Annotated in this window: 14 protein-coding genes; 7 read left to right on the top strand and 7 right to left on the bottom strand. The window is 72.9% G+C overall.

The window, feature by feature from the left end; genetic code table 11:
- Positions 1-93 precede the first annotated feature (93 nt).
- Entirely contained in the window at positions 94-933 is an 840-nt protein-coding gene (locus tag AC3IX6_RS18000; RefSeq protein WP_489371138.1) for a J domain-containing protein, read from the top strand.
- Between the two features lie 119 nt (positions 934-1,052).
- Entirely contained in the window at positions 1,053-1,397 is a 345-nt protein-coding gene (locus AC3IX6_RS17995) for a rhodanese-like domain-containing protein (protein WP_250738739.1), read from the top strand.
- A gap of 26 nt (positions 1,398-1,423) precedes the next feature.
- Here the strand turns inward: AC3IX6_RS17995 and AC3IX6_RS17990 are convergent, their stop codons facing one another.
- The 6 genes from AC3IX6_RS17990 to paaA form a co-directional block, all read right to left on the bottom strand.
- On the bottom strand, positions 1,424-2,584 hold the full coding sequence (locus AC3IX6_RS17990) for an acyl-CoA dehydrogenase family protein (RefSeq protein WP_489371137.1): 1,161 nt from the start codon (positions 2,582-2,584) through the stop codon (positions 1,424-1,426).
- 144 nt (positions 2,585-2,728) lie between these two features.
- On the bottom strand, positions 2,729-3,898 hold the full coding sequence (locus tag AC3IX6_RS17985; protein WP_489371136.1) for a 2Fe-2S iron-sulfur cluster-binding protein: 1,170 nt from the start codon (positions 3,896-3,898) through the stop codon (positions 2,729-2,731).
- Positions 3,899-4,429 (bottom strand): 1,2-phenylacetyl-CoA epoxidase subunit PaaD, encoded by a 531-nt coding sequence (gene paaD, locus AC3IX6_RS17980; protein ID WP_489371135.1) that lies wholly within the window; start codon positions 4,427-4,429, stop codon positions 3,899-3,901. It lies immediately after the preceding gene.
- The gene (gene paaC, locus AC3IX6_RS17975; RefSeq protein WP_489371134.1) at positions 4,423-5,181 is read right to left on the bottom strand and encodes a 1,2-phenylacetyl-CoA epoxidase subunit PaaC; all 759 of its coding nucleotides are present in this window, start codon (positions 5,179-5,181) and stop codon (positions 4,423-4,425) included. Before paaC ends, paaD begins: the two co-directional genes overlap by 7 nt.
- Entirely contained in the window at positions 5,178-5,462 is a 285-nt protein-coding gene (paaB, locus tag AC3IX6_RS17970; protein ID WP_254382163.1) for a 1,2-phenylacetyl-CoA epoxidase subunit PaaB, read from the bottom strand. The genes paaC and paaB overlap by 4 nt, the downstream gene beginning before the upstream one ends.
- On the bottom strand, positions 5,459-6,520 hold the full coding sequence (gene paaA, locus AC3IX6_RS17965; protein WP_489371133.1) for a 1,2-phenylacetyl-CoA epoxidase subunit PaaA: 1,062 nt from the start codon (positions 6,518-6,520) through the stop codon (positions 5,459-5,461). Before paaA ends, paaB begins: the two co-directional genes overlap by 4 nt.
- A gap of 145 nt (positions 6,521-6,665) precedes the next feature.
- Here paaA and AC3IX6_RS17960 point away from each other — a divergent pair, with 145 nt between their 5' ends.
- The 3 genes from AC3IX6_RS17960 to AC3IX6_RS17950 all read left to right on the top strand — a co-directional run bounded on the left by AC3IX6_RS17960 (position 6,666) and on the right by AC3IX6_RS17950 (position 9,532).
- Positions 6,666-7,364, top strand: a complete 699-nt coding sequence (locus AC3IX6_RS17960; protein WP_489371132.1) for a DUF5819 family protein — start codon at positions 6,666-6,668, stop codon at positions 7,362-7,364.
- Positions 7,349-8,572: an HTTM domain-containing protein gene (locus tag AC3IX6_RS17955; protein ID WP_489371131.1), complete on the top strand. Its 1,224-nt coding sequence runs from the start codon at positions 7,349-7,351 to the stop codon at positions 8,570-8,572. The genes AC3IX6_RS17960 and AC3IX6_RS17955 overlap by 16 nt, the downstream gene beginning before the upstream one ends.
- 186 nt (positions 8,573-8,758) lie before the next feature.
- Complete coding sequence (locus tag AC3IX6_RS17950) at positions 8,759-9,532, top strand: TrmH family RNA methyltransferase (RefSeq protein ID WP_489371130.1); 774 nt, start codon at positions 8,759-8,761, stop codon at positions 9,530-9,532.
- Between the two features lie 3 nt (positions 9,533-9,535).
- On the opposite strand, the gene paaN is transcribed toward AC3IX6_RS17950, so the two are convergent.
- Positions 9,536-11,218 (bottom strand): phenylacetic acid degradation protein PaaN, encoded by a 1,683-nt coding sequence (paaN, locus tag AC3IX6_RS17945; protein ID WP_489371129.1) that lies wholly within the window; start codon positions 11,216-11,218, stop codon positions 9,536-9,538.
- Positions 11,219-11,375: 157 nt separating this feature from the next.
- Here paaN and AC3IX6_RS17940 point away from each other — a divergent pair, with 157 nt between their 5' ends.
- Complete coding sequence (locus AC3IX6_RS17940; protein ID WP_489371128.1) at positions 11,376-12,917, top strand: 3-hydroxyacyl-CoA dehydrogenase; 1,542 nt, start codon at positions 11,376-11,378, stop codon at positions 12,915-12,917.
- Positions 12,914-13,501 (top strand): TetR/AcrR family transcriptional regulator, encoded by a 588-nt coding sequence (locus AC3IX6_RS17935; protein ID WP_274548577.1) that lies wholly within the window; start codon positions 12,914-12,916, stop codon positions 13,499-13,501. The genes AC3IX6_RS17940 and AC3IX6_RS17935 overlap by 4 nt, the downstream gene beginning before the upstream one ends.
- The last annotated feature ends 37 nt before the right edge of the window (positions 13,502-13,538 follow it).

Below are 13,538 nucleotides of genomic sequence, written 5' to 3'. Positions count from 1 at the left end.
CTGTGTCCGGGGTCGAGCAGCCGGGATGTTTCACGTGAAACCGGTGGATGTTTCACGTGAAACAGCCGGGCCTCCGGGCCTTAGGCTGGCCGGGTGAGCGAGCAGACTGTTCCCGAAGCGTCCGAGCCCGGCTCCGGCCCCGGCCCCGCTGCCGACGAGCGGCCCGAGGCGCGCCTGGAGCGCGCCGTACGGGCCGCCGAGCAGGCGCTGATCGAGTTCGAGATCGCCGTGGAGACCTTCCGGGTGGAGGTGGAGAACTTCTCCCGCCTGCACCACCAGAAGCTCGGCCCCATGTACACGCGGCTCGACGAGCTGGACGCGCTGATCGCCGAGGCGAAGGCGCAGCGCACCGGGGACCCGGAGGACCTGCGCCGTGCGCGCGAGGCCCGCTCGCTGGTGATGCCGATGCCCGGGGTGGACGAGTTGTTCCACGACTGGCTGGACTCGGACGGGATGTCCGACGACGCCTCCGCGATGCTCACGGACCGCGCGGTGCGGCCGCCGGAGCGGGTGCGCCCCTCGGAGGAGGTGCGCCGCCTCTACCGCGAGCTGGTCCGCCAGGCACATCCCGACCTGGCCCAGGACGAGGCCGAGCGCGAGCGGCGCGATGAGTTCATCGCGCGGGTCAACGCGGCCTACGGGCGCGGCGAGGAACAGGCGCTGCGCGAGCTGGCGCAGGAGTGGGCGGAGGGCCCGGCGCCGGCCGAGCAGCGGCTGAGCGAGAGCGAGGAGCTGTACGAGCGCCTGGAGTGGCTCTCGCGCCGCAAGGAGCTGCTGTCGGTGGTGGCCCGGGACCTCGAGGAGAGTGCGATCGGGTCGATGCTGCGGATGGCTCCGGAGGACCCGGACCGGCTGCTGGAGGAGATCGCCGAGCAGCTGCTCGGCGACGTCGAGAAGCGCGAGGCGGAGCTGGCGGCGCTCACCGCCGAGTGAGGCCGAGTCCGCGGCTGCCGTTGCCGGCCCCCGTCTGAGGCCGGGGCCGCGGCGGACCGGTCGGCGGGCCGGGTCGGATAGGTTGGCTCAGCTATCCGTGACGAGAGAAGGCGACAGACATGAACTCCGGACCGCTTCCCTCGGTGGCCGCCTCCGCGCTGCCCTCCGAAGCCTTTGTCCTCGACGTTCGCGAGAACGACGAATGGGCGGCCGGCCATGCCGAGGGCGCACTGCACATCCCGATGAGCGAGTTCGTGGCGCGCATCGGTGAGCTGACCGAGAAGATCGAGGACGAGCGCCCGGTCTACGTGATGTGCCGGGTCGGCGGACGCTCCGCCCAGGTGGCCCAGTACCTCCGGGGCCAGGACATCGACGCCGTGAACGTGGCCGGCGGCATGCAGGACTGGGAGGCCGCGGGCCGCCCGGTCGTCACCGACGCGGGCACCCCGGGCTTCGTCGTCTGAGACGACTGCCTGCCGAAGGCGACGGGCTAGGCGAGGGGGTGGGCGGCCAGCAGGTCGCCCAGCGCCTCCTCGTGGGCCGCGGCCGGGCCGAGCTGGAGCTCCAGCTGCTTGGCCCAGGCGTGGTAGCGGTGCAGCGGGTAGTCGGTGTCGGCGCCGAAGCCGCCGTGCAGGTGCTGTGCGGTCTGCACGACGCGGCGTACGCCCTCGGAGGCCCAGATCTTGGCCACGGCCACATCGCCGGCGCTCGGCAGCGGCCCGCCCGCCCCGCCCGTGGAGGCGTCGAGCCGCCAGGCGGCCTGCCAGAGGGTGACCTCCATGGCGCGCAGGTCGATGTAGCGGTCGGCGGCCTGGACGGCGACGGCCTGGAAGCTGGCCACCGGGAAGCCGAACTGCTCGCGCTTGCTCGTGTACTGGCTGGTCATGGTGAGCACGTTCTCGCCGAGGCCGAGCGCGAGCGCACAGGTCCCGGTGGCCAGGAGCTGGCGCAGGTGGTCCCAGGCGCCGGGCGTTTCGATCAGGTGCGCGGCCGGGACCCGTACGCCGTCGAGGGTGAGCTCGGCGAGCCGCTCCCCGCTGGTGGAGTACTGCTCCGCGAGGGACAGGCCCCCGGCGTCCCGGGGGACGAACGCGAGGACCGCCTCGCCCTCCCCGGTGTGGGCCGGTACGGCGATCCAGTCGGCGCTGTGCGCCCAGGCGACGGCCGTCTGGAGGCCCTCCAGGACCCAGGTGTCCCCTTCTTGTCGTTCTTGTCGTTCCCGCCGTGCGGTGACGGCCAGTTCGGCCGGGTCGTGGCCGCTGCGGCCGTGCGCGGCGACGGTGAGGACGAGGCTGCCCTGCCCGGCGCCGGGCAGCAGGGCGCCGGCCAGCTCGGGGCTGCCGTGGGCCTGGACGGTCATGGCGGTGGCGCAGTGCTCCAGGAGCGGCACCCGGGCCAGTACCCTCGCCGACTCGCGCAGGACCAGGCACAGGGCGATGGCGTCGAGTCCGGAGCCGCCGTGCTCCTCGGTGAGGACCAGGCTCAACAGGTCGGAGTCGGCGAGCTTCGCCCACAGCTCGCGGTCGAACTCCTCGGCCACCGCCCTCGGGGTGAGTGCGGGGCTGGGCACGCCGTCGGGGGCCACGTCCGCGAACACGGCCTTGGCCGCCTCGACGGCGGCCTGCTGCTCCTCGGTGAAGGTGAAGTCCACTGCCTGTCCTCCCGCGTACCCGGATCGCGCTCTGCCTGACGGTGCGTCAAGATAGAACACGTTCTGGAAATTTGACAGGGGGACGGCAGGGGCGACGGCAGGAGCGGCAGCAAGAGGGACGGCGCAGTCCGCGCCGTCCCCCGCTCACCGGTCGAAGTCGATCTCCACGTCCTCCGACACCGGGTGCGACTGGCAGGCCAGCACGAACCCGGCCTCCGTCTCCTGCTCCTCCAGCGCGAAATTGCGGTCCATCCGCACCTCGCCCGATACGACGAAGGCCCGGCAGGTGCCGCACACCCCGCCCTTGCAGGCGTACGGGGCGTCCGCGCGGGCCCGGAGCACCGCGTCGAGCAGGGATTCGCCGTCGCGTACCGGCCAGGTGCCCGAGCGGCCGTCGAGCCGCGCCGTGACCCGGCCGCGGGTGGTGTCGGCCGAAGCGGTGCGCGCGGGCGGCGCCGTGTCCTCGACGTGGAAGACCTCCTCGTGGACCCGGGTCCGCGGGACACCGAGAGCGGCCAGTGCCTGCTCCGCTCCCGTCACCAGACCGTAGGCCCCGCACAGGAACCAGCCCGTCACCTCCGTGACCGGCAGCAGGGCGGGCAGCAGCTCCGTCAGCCGCTCCTCGCCGAGCCGCCCCGAGGGCAGACCGGCCTCCTGCTCCTCCCGGGACAGCACGGTGACGAGCTGGAACCGGTCGGGATAGCGGTCCTTGAGGTCGGCGACCTCCTCCAGGAACATCGTCGAGGCCGCGCTGCGGTCGCTGCGCACCAGGCAGAACCGCGCGTCGGGGCGGGCGGCGAGGAGGGTGGCGGCGATCGACAGCACCGGGGTGATGCCGCTGCCGCCGACGATCGCGGCGTAGTGCGCGGCGGCCGGCGCGGCCGCGGGGTCCAGGACGAAGCGGCCGGCCGGGACCATCACGTCCAGGACGTCCCCGGCGGCGATCTCCTTGTGGGCGAAGGAGGAGAACTCCCCGCCCTCCACCAGCCGCACCCCGACCCGCAGCGCGGCGGGGCCGGGCCCGTCCGCGGCCGGGGCGGGGGAGCAGATCGAGTAGGTGCGCCGCACCTCCGCGGTGCCCGCCGTGCCGGAGCCGCCGCGGCGCAGGGTGAGGTGCTGGCCGGGGGCGTGCCGGTACTCGGCGCGCAGCTCCGGCGGGACGGCCAGGGTCAGGGCCACGGAGTCCTCGGTGAGCCGGTCGACCGTCGTCACCGTCAAGGTGTGGAACGCACCGTGGCGCGCGGGGCGCGCCGACGCGGCGGCCGCCGGGCCTGCGGGCGACACCGGCGTGGGTGACGGCGGTGACACGGCCATCTACAGCTCCTTGAAGTGGTCGAACGGTTCACGGCAGGCGATGCAGCGGCGCAGCGCCTTGCATGCGGTGGAGGAGAACCGGCTGAGCAGCTCGGTGTCGGTCGATCCGCAGTTCGGGCAGCGGACGGACAGGGTGAGCGGGACCGGTCCGCCGGCGGCGTGCGGCCGCGGCGGGGCGATGCCGAACTCCGCCAGCTTGCGGCGGCCTTCGGCGCTGATGTCGTCGGTGGACCAGGCGGGGGCCAGCACGGTCCGCACCCGGACCTCCGGTATGCCGTGGTCGGTCAGGACCCGCTCGATGTCGGCGGACATGGCCTCGATGGCCGGGCAGCCGGTGTAGGTGGGGGTCAGGGTGACCTCCACGTGGCCGTCCTCGTGCATCCGCACCCCGCGCATCACGCCGAGCTCGGCGAGGGTGAGCACGGGCAGTTCGGGGTCGGGGACGGAGCCGGCCAGCGCGGCGAGCTCCACCTCCAGCCGGGTCTGCTCGGTGCAGGCGCCGGCAGCGCCCGCACCGGTGCCGGTCACCACGATGCCCCCGGGTGGCTGCGGTGCAGGTGCTGCATCTCCGCGAGCAGTCGGCCGAACGACTCGGTGTGCAGCCCCTGCCGGCCGGCTCCGGCGGCCCAGGCGCCGTGCCGCGGCCCCTGGGGCGGCTCCAGACCGGCCCGCTCCAGTACGCCGCCCACCGCGGCCAGCCAACGGCCTTCCAGGGCGGCCCAGTCGATCTCGTCGAGCCCGTCCACCGGCCGGAACATCTCCCCGGTGTACTTCCACAGCCCGTCCAGGCCGGCGCGCATCCGGCGCCGGCTCTCCTCGGTGCCGTCGCCGAGCCGCAGCGTCCACTGCTCGGCGTGGTCGCGGTGGTAGGCGGTCTCCTTGACCGCCTTGGCGGCGAGCGGCGCGAACGGGCCGCCGCCGACCGCGAGTTCCCCGTAGAGCTCGTGCTGGTAGAACGAGAAGTAGAGCTGGCGCGCGATGGTGTGGGCGAAGTCGCCGTTCGGCTGCTCGACCAGCTGGAGGTTGCGGAAGGACCGCTCCTCGCGGAGGTAGGCCAGCTCGTCCTCGTCACCGGCCGTCGACAGCAGGACGCGGGCCTGGCCGAGCAGGTCGAGGGCGATGTTGGCCAGGGCGACCTCCTCCTCCAGGACGGGCGCGTGGCCCGCCCATTCGGCGAGGCGGTGCGAAAGGATCAGCGCGTCGTCGCCGAGGGCCAGCGCCGCCGCCACGGCGGCCGTTCCCGATGCGGTGCTCGTCTCGGTGTTGATCTCGGTGCTCGTCACAGGTGCTGCACCCCCTCGGGGATCTCGTAGAAGGTCGGGTGCCGGTAGGGCTTGTCGGCGGACGGGGCGAAGAACGGGTCCCGCTCGTCCGGGGAGGAGGCGGTGATCTCCGTGGAGGGCACCACCCAGATGGAGATGCCCTCGCCGCGCCGGGTGTAGAGATCGCGGGCGTTGCGCAGGGCCATCTCCGCGTCGGGGGCGTGCAGGCTGCCCGCGTGCGTGTGCGAGAGGCCGCGCCGCGAGCGGACGAACACCTCCCACAGGGGCCAGTTCCGCGTCATACCCGAGCCTCGCTTCCGATGGTCGCCGCGGTGGCCGTGGCCGCCGCCTGCTTCTCCGCATACGCCGCGGCCGCGTCGCGCACCCAGGCGCCTTCCTCGTGCGCCGTGCGGCGCTGGCCGATCCGTTCCTCGTTGCACGGGCCGTTGCCCTTGAGGACCTCCCAGAACTCCGCCCAGTCGATGGCTCCGAAGTCGTGGTGCCCGCGCTCCTCGTTCCACTTCAGGTCCGGGTCGGGCAGGGTCAGCCCCAGTGACTCGGCCTGCGGGACGGCGATGTCCACGAAGCGCTGGCGCAGATCGTCATTGGTGTGGCGCTTGATCCGCCAGGCCATCGACTGCGCGGAGTGCCCCGACTCGGCGTCCGGCGGGCCGAACATCATCAGCGAGGGCCACCACCAGCGGTCGACGGCGTCCTGCGCCATCGCGTGCTGGGCCTCGGTGCCCCGGGAGAGGGCGAGGAGCAGCTCGTACCCCTGGCGCTGGTGGAAGGACTCCTCCTTGCAGATCCGGACCATGGCCCGCGCGTACGGCCCGTAGGAGCAGCGGCAGATCGGGACCTGGTTGGTGATCGCCGCGCCGTCCACGAGCCAGCCGATCGCGCCGACGTCGGCCCAGGTCAGCGTGGGGTAGTTGAAGATCGAGGAGTACTTCTGCTTCCCGGCGTGGAGCTTGTCGAGGAGCTCGTCGCGGCTGGTGCCCAGGGTCTCGGCGGCGCTGTACAGGTACAGGCCGTGGCCGGCCTCGTCCTGGACCTTCGCCATCAGGATCGCCTTGCGGCGGAGGGAGGGCGCGCGGGTGATCCAGTTCGCCTCGGGCTGCATGCCGATGATCTCGGAGTGGGCGTGCTGGGCCATCTGGCGGACCAGGGAGGCGCGGTACTCGTCGGGCATCCAGTCGCGCGGTTCCACCCGCTCGTCGGCCGCCACGGCCGCGTCGAAGGCCGCCGCGAGCTGTGCGCCGAGGTCGGCGCTCACGCCGATCCCCGCGCCCCGCTCGGCGTCCTGCTCCGCGCTCCGCCCCTCCGTCCCCGATGTCACTGCCGGGGTCACTGCCACCATCACGGCCCCCTGTCAGAGGTCTTTTCCCGCCTCGTCCCGCCCGACCGACCGATCGTTCGGTTCATGCTCTTCAATGGTGGGACGAGGGCCCGTAGGGTGTCAACCTCTGTGGTCAACCCTGTGGACACCGGATGATCGGGGCGGGATGGATTCGAACGAGCGCGAGCCCCTCGCGGGAGCGGCTCCGCTCCCGCCCAGGGCGCCGGGAATCGCCGGCCTGTCCACCCCGTACCGGGTCGTCACGGCCCTCGCCCTCGGAGCGGTGGCGGTGGCCGCCTGCGGGCACCTGGCCCTCGTCTTCCTGCACGTGGCCCCGTCCAACACGGTCAGCAAGCGGCACGCGGGCGTGATCGACTACTGGATCTACCCCGAGTTCGAACAGAACTGGAAGCTCTTCGCCCCCAACCCGCTCCAGCAGAACATCGCCGTGGAGGTGCGCGCGGAAGTGCGGACGGACGACGGACAGCTGGTGACGGGCAACTGGCGCGGGCTGTCCGCCGAGGACGGCGCGGCCATCCGCCACAGCCTGCTGCCGAGCCACACCGAGCAGAACGAGCTCCGCCGGGCCTGGGACTTCTTCACGGCCTCCCACGACGATGACAACAAGTCCACCGGCGAGCGCGGCGAACTCGCCGAGCAGTACCTGCGCCGGATCGCCCTGGACCGGCTGGACCCGCGCACCCCGGCCGATACCGCCGTGGGCAAGGGCGGGCATCCGGCGGAGGGCGAGATCGTACGGATCCAGCTGCGCGGGGCGACGACGGAGGTCGCCGCGCCCCAGTGGTCCGACGAGAAGGCCGACACCCAGACGTACTACCGGGAGCTGCCGTGGTGGACGGTGTGAAGGGGCCCGGTGCGGCGGGGTCCGGCATCGCGGGGCTGAGGGCCTCCGCCGGCCGGGCGCTGGCCCGGGTCAGCGGGCAGGCGCTGGGGCCGTACCAGAGCGCCGTGGTCCGCATCGGCTTCGCCGGTACCTGGCTGTTCTTCCTGCTGCGGGAGTTCCCCCACCGCCACGAGCTGTACGGGCCGGACGGGCCGTGGAGCTGGGAGCTGGCGCGGCGGCTGATCGACTCGAACCGTGCCTTCACGGTGCTGATGTGGTCGGACTCGGCGCTCTGGTTCGAGATCGTCTACGCCGTGGCCGTGCTGGCGTCGGTGCTGCTGGTGCTGGGCTGGCGCACCCGGGCGACCTCCGTGGTGTTCGCGGTCGGAGTGCTGTCCCTGCAGAACCGCAGCGTTTTCATGGGCGACGGCGGGGACAACGTCATCCACCTGATGGCGATCTACCTCGTGCTGACCCGGTGCGCGCAGGTCTGGTCGCTGGACGCCCGCCGCGCCCGCCGGCTCGGCGCGGCCTCGGCCGGGCGGGCGGGGCCGGTGCTGTGGCTCGTGCTCGGCGCGGTGTTCGTGTACGGGGCCGCGACCGGGCGGTTCAGCACCGGCTGGCTGGTGGTCTTCACGGCCCTGTGGGTGCTCACCGCGCTGTGGTGGATGGTCGACCGCTACGAGCCGGAGGGGGAGGGGCGGGCCGTCCTCGACGTGCTGGCCAACCTGCTGCACAACGCCGGCATGCTGGTGATCATGGTGGAGGTCTGCCTGATCTACGCGACGGCCGGCTGGTACAAGATCCAGGGTTCGCGGTGGCAGGACGGCACGGCGCTGTACTACCCGCTGAACCTCGACTACTTCACCCCGTGGCCCGGGGTCTCGGCCTTCCTCGGGAGCAGCGGCACGCTGGTCATGCTGCTGTCCTACGGGACGGTCGCGGTGCAGGTGGCCTTCCCGTTCACCCTGTTCAACCGGCGGATCAAGAACGTGCTGCTGGCGTTGATGATGCTGGAGCATGCGGGGATCGCGGTGCTGCTGGGGCTGCCGTTCTTCTCGATGGCGATGATCGCCGCTGACGCGGTGTTTCTGCCGACGGCGTTTTTGGTCTGGCTCGGCGCGTGGGTCGCTGCGCGGCGGGTGGGTGGGGGGCGGTCCGTCGCGGACCGGGAGCCCTACGCGGATCCGGATCCGGAGCCTGCGCTCCCCAGCCCGGTTCCGCGCTGAGGCCGGCCCTGCGGGGGCTTGTCCCCTACCCGCCCTTCGCCCGTTCCCCGGGGCTGCGCCCCGGACCCCCCTGGGGCTCCGCCCCAGACCCCGCTCCTCAAACGCCGGAGGGGCTGGATCGGGGCGGCGGGGTGGGGTTCGGGGCGGAGGGGTGGGGTTCGGCCGGTGGGCCGTAGGGTCGGCTGTATGAGTGAGCAGCACGGGACCCCCGACGGCATCGAGGACACCGAACGGCGCTGGCGGGAGGCCGTCGGGCGGGAGGACCTGGTGCTTCTCGACGGGTTTCATGCGCTGAAGCACGCCCTGCGGTTCGGGGCGGACGTGCGGATGGTCGTCGCCGACGAGCCGGACGCCGTACGGGGCCTTGCGCGCGAGCTGGCCGAGGACGTGGAGGCGGATGTCGCCCGGCTGGTGCGGCGGGCTCCGCTCAAGGGGCTGCTGGCGCGGGTGCACCCCACCGGGGTGGCGGCCCTCGCGGTCCGGCCCGGCCGGGCCGAGGGGCGGGCCCGGCTCGACGCACGGCCCAGGACGGCCCCGATCGTGGTCCTGGACAACCCCCGGAACCTGGGCAACGTCGGCGCCGTCGTCCGGCTCGCCGCCGGCTTCGGCGTCACCGGCGTGGTCACCCGGGGGGATCTGGACCCCTGGCACCCCAACGTGGTCCGGGCCGGCGCGGGGCTGCACTACGCCACCACCGTGGACCGGGTGGAGCTGGACACGCTGCCGCCCGGCCCGCTGTACGCCCTCGATCCGGAGGGCGAGGACATCCGCGCCCTCACCCTCCCGGACGAGGCCCTGCTCGCCTTCGGCTCCGAACGCCACGGCATCTCGCCCGAGCTGCGCGCCCGCGCCGATCACCTGGTGTCCCTGCCGATGCGGCCGCAGGTCTCCAGCTACAACCTGGCCACCAGCGTGGCCATGACCCTCTTCCACTGGGGCGGGCCCAAGGAGACCTTCTAGGGGTCAGCCCTGGCGGCGGACCTCCACCACGCGGAAGCGGTTCGAGACGAAGGCCCCGTCGCACAGCGCGGCGTTCGCCGCCGGGTTGCCGCCTGAGCCGTGGAAGTCGGAGAAGGCCGCGGTCTGGTTCACATAGACCCCGCCCGTCAGGTTCAGCGAGAGCTGCGCCGACTCCTCCAGGCAGACCTCCTCGATGGCCCGCTCGGTGTCCGCGGACGTGGTGTACGCCCCGACCGTCATGGCGCCCTTCTCACGGACCGTGCGCCGCAGCAGGTCGAGGGCGCTCTGCGTGGAGTCGACCGCGACCGCGAAGGAGACCGGGCCGAAGCACTCCGAGAGGTAGGGGGCGGAGTCGTCCGGCTTGGCCGAGTCCAGCTTCACCATCACCGGGGTGCGCACGACGGCGCCCGGGAAATCGGGGTGCGTGACTTCGCGCGAGGCGAGCGCGACCTCGCCGAGCCCGGCCGCTGCCTCCAGACGGGCCTTCACGTCCGGGTTGACCAGCGCGCCCAGCAGGGCGTTGGCCCGCGCGTCGTCGCCGAGCAGGCCGCCGACCGCGCCCGCGAGGTCCGAGACGACCTCGTCGTAGGACTTGTGCCCGGCGTCCGTCTCGATGCCGTCGCGCGGGATCAGCAGGTTCTGCGGGGTGGTGCACATCTGGCCGCTGTAGAGGGAGAGCGAGAAGGCCAGGTTGGAGAGCATGCCCTTGTAGTTGTCGGTGGAGTCCAGGACGACGGTGTTGACGCCGGCCTTCTCCGTGTAGACCTGGGCCTGGCGGGCGTTGACCTCCAGCCAGTCGCCGAACTCGGTGGACCCGGTGTAGTCGATGACCTTGATCTCGGGCCGGACGGCGAGCTCCTTGGCGATGCCCTCGCCCGGGCGCTCCACGGCCAGCGCGACCAGGTTCGGGTCGAAGCCGGCGTCCGCCAGGACCTCGCGGGCCACCTGGACGGTCAGCGCCAGCGGGAGGACGGCGCGCGGGTGCGGCTTGACCAGCACCGGGTTGCCCGTGGCGAGGGAGGCGAAGATCCCCGGGTAGCCGTTCCAGGTGGGGAAGGTGTTGCAGCCGATCATCAGGGAGATGCCGCGCGGGACGGCCGTGAAGGTCTTGCCCAGTTCGAGGGGGTCCTTCTTGCCCTGCGGCTTCGACCAGTCGGCCTGTCCCGGGACGCGGGTCTGCTCCTCGTAGGCGTAGGCCACCGCTTCCAGACCGCGGTCCTGGGCGTGCGGGCCGCCCGCCTGGAACGCCATCATGAAGGCCTGGCCGCTGGTGTGCATGACGGCGTGCGCGAACTCGTGCGTCCGCGCCGAGATCCGGGCCAGGATCTCGATGCAGACCAGGGCGCGCGCCTCGGGCCCGGCGTCCCGCCAGGCGCCCATGCCGGCCCGCATCGCGGGCAGCAGCACCTCCGGGTCCACGTGCGGGTACTCGACGCCGAGCTCCACCCCGTACGGGGAGGTCTCCGCGCCCGTCCAGCCGTCGGTGCCGGGCTGCCCGAGGTCGAGCCGGGTGCCGCGCAGCGCCTCGAAGGCGGCGAGGCCGTCGGCCGGCGCGGTCTCCCCGTACGCCTTGGGGTGCTCGGGGTGCGGGGACCAGTAGGCGCGGCTGCGGATGGTGGCCAGCGCCTGGTCCAGGGTGGGCCGGTGCTTGGCGGACAGCTGGGGGACGGTGAGCTCGGCGGCCATCAGGGACCAACTCCTCTTTGAGCCGGGCGGGATCAGGCGATCGGGGCAGGCAAGAAGGGATGAACAAGAGCAGACTGGAGTTAGAGTAACCGAACGATCGGTCGGGACAAGAGGGCCCGGCAGACCTGTGGACAAGTCGGTGCGGGAGGATCTGGGCATGACAGCAATCGAGCGGTCCCGCACAGTGGCGGTCGTCGGCGCCGGCACCATGGGGCAGGGCATCGCCCAAGTCGCCCTTCTCGCAGGTCACCGCGTGCTGATCTACGACATCAACGCCGCGCTCGCCGCCGACGCGGTCGGATTCGTCCAGGACCGGGTCGAGCGGATGGCCGCCAAGGGCCGTCTGGACCGCGCCGAGTCCGAGGACGCGATCGGCCGGATCGCGGCGGCGGCCGGGCTGCCGGAGCTGGCCGGCGCCGCCCTCGTAGTGGAGGCGGTCGTCGAGGACGTCACCGTCAAGCGGGCGCTCTTCGCGGCGCTCGAAGAGGTGGTTTCGCCGGACGCGCTGCTGGCCACCAACACCTCCTCCCTCTCGGTCACCGAGCTCGCCGCCGGACTCGCGCACCCCGGCCGCTTCCTGGGCCTGCACTTCTTCAACCCGGCCCCGCTGCTCCCGCTGGTCGAGGTGGTCTCCGGGTTCGCGACGGACCCGGCCGCCGCGAACCGCGCGTACGCCACCGTCCTGGGCTGGGGGAAGACGCCGGTGCGCTGCGCCGACACCCCGGGCTTCATCGTCAACCGGATCGCCCGGCCCTTCTACGCCGAGGCCTTCGCGGTGTACGAGGAGCAGGGCGCCGACCCGGCGACCATCGACGCCGTGCTCCGCGAGAGCGGCGGTTTCAAGATGGGCCCCTTCGCGCTGACCGACCTGATCGGCCAGGACGTCAACGAGGCCGTCACCCGCTCGGTGTGGGAGTCCTTCTTCCGCAGCCCCAAGTTCACCCCGTCGCTCGCGCAGCGGCGGCTGGTCCAGTCGGGCCGCCTCGGCCGCAAGTCGGGCCACGGCTGGTACCCGTACGGCCCGGACGCGAAGGCCCCGGCCCCGCACACCGCCGCTCCCGTCGACCCGGCCGACGCGCCCGCGAAGGTGACCGTCGTCGGCGACCTCGGACCGGCGGCCGCCCTCCTCGACCTCATGGAGGAGGCCGGGATCGAGGTCGCGCCCGTCGAGCACGGGGGCCCGTACATCCAGCTCCCCGGCGAGGGGCAGCTCGTGCTCGCCGACGGCAAGACGGCGATCGAGTTCGCCGACGTCGTCTACTTCGACCTCGCCTTCGACTACCGCGACGCCACCCGGATCGCGCTCTCCGTCAGCGAGGACACGAGCGAGCGGACGCTCGCCGAGGCCGTCGGGCTGTTCCAGAAGCTCGGCAAGAAGGTCTCCGTCATCGGCGACGTGCCGGGCATGATCGTCGCCCGGACGGTCGCGATGCTGATCGACCTCACCGCCGACGCCGTCGCGCGCGGGGTGGCGGGCGCCGAGGACATCGACACGGCGATGCGGCTCGGGGTCAACTACCCGGTGGGCCCCGCCGAATGGCACGACCGGCTGGGCCGCGACTGGGCGTACGACCTGCTGCACCACCTCGACGAGCGCTGCCCCGGCGGCCGGTACGCGCCCTCGCTGGCGCTGTACAAGCTGGGCTACGCGGCGGGCGACGACGAGGGTCCGGACGACGAGGCGGGGGAGACGGAATGACCACGGCCAAGCGGGACACGTACACGCCGGAGACGCTCCTGTCCGTCGCCGTCCAGGTCTTCAACGAGCGCGGCTACGACGGCACCTCGATGGAGCACCTCTCCAAGGCGGCCGGCATCTCGAAGTCCTCGATCTACCACCACGTCGCCGGCAAGGAGGAGCTGCTCCACCGCGCCGTCAGCCGGGCCCTGGACGAGCTCTTCGCGGTCCTGGCGGAGCCGGGGGCGATACGGGGCCGCGCGGTCGAACGCGTCGAGTACGTCACGCGCCGCACGGTCGAGGTCCTCGTCGCAGAGCTCCCCTACGTGACCCTGCTGCTGCGGGTCCGGGGCAACACCCGCACCGAGCGCTGGGCCCTGGAGCGCCGCCGCGAGTTCGACCACCAGGTCGCGGAGCTGCTGAAGGCCGCCGCCGCCGAGGGCGACCTGCGGGCGGACGTGGACATCCGGCTCGCCACCCGCCTCCTCTTCGGCATGGTCAACTCCCTGGTCGAGTGGTACCGCCCGCACCCGGGCACCACCCCCGACCAGCTCGCGGACGCGGTGGTCAGCATGGCCCTGGACGGGCTGCGCACGCAGCGCTAAGGCCCGCGGGGCGGGTCAGCGGGGAGGTTCAGCAGTG

This window comes from Streptomyces sp. GL_141, assembly GCF_057834385.1.
This window is presented reverse-complemented; position numbering and strand designations above follow the sequence as displayed.

What these genes read in the sequence shown, in the direction of transcription:
- AC3IX6_RS17985 (WP_489371136.1), bottom strand. Translation starts at nt 3,898, where the DNA reads ATGGCCGTGTCACCGCCGTCACCCACGCCGGTGTCGCCCGCAGGCCCG.
- paaB (WP_254382163.1), bottom strand. Translation starts at nt 5,462, where the DNA reads ATGACGCGGAACTGGCCCCTGTGGGAGGTGTTCGTCCGCTCGCGGCGC.
- AC3IX6_RS17935 (WP_274548577.1), top strand. Translation starts at nt 12,914, where the DNA reads ATGACCACGGCCAAGCGGGACACGTACACGCCGGAGACGCTCCTGTCC.
- AC3IX6_RS17960 (WP_489371132.1), top strand. Translation starts at nt 6,666, where the DNA reads ATGGATTCGAACGAGCGCGAGCCCCTCGCGGGAGCGGCTCCGCTCCCG.
- paaA (WP_489371133.1), bottom strand. Translation starts at nt 6,520, where the DNA reads ATGGTGGCAGTGACCCCGGCAGTGACATCGGGGACGGAGGGGCGGAGC.
- AC3IX6_RS17950 (WP_489371130.1), top strand. Translation starts at nt 8,759, where the DNA reads ATGAGTGAGCAGCACGGGACCCCCGACGGCATCGAGGACACCGAACGG.
- AC3IX6_RS17995 (WP_250738739.1), top strand. Translation starts at nt 1,053, where the DNA reads ATGAACTCCGGACCGCTTCCCTCGGTGGCCGCCTCCGCGCTGCCCTCC.
- AC3IX6_RS17940 (WP_489371128.1), top strand. Translation starts at nt 11,376, where the DNA reads ATGACAGCAATCGAGCGGTCCCGCACAGTGGCGGTCGTCGGCGCCGGC.
- paaN (WP_489371129.1), bottom strand. Translation starts at nt 11,218, where the DNA reads ATGGCCGCCGAGCTCACCGTCCCCCAGCTGTCCGCCAAGCACCGGCCC.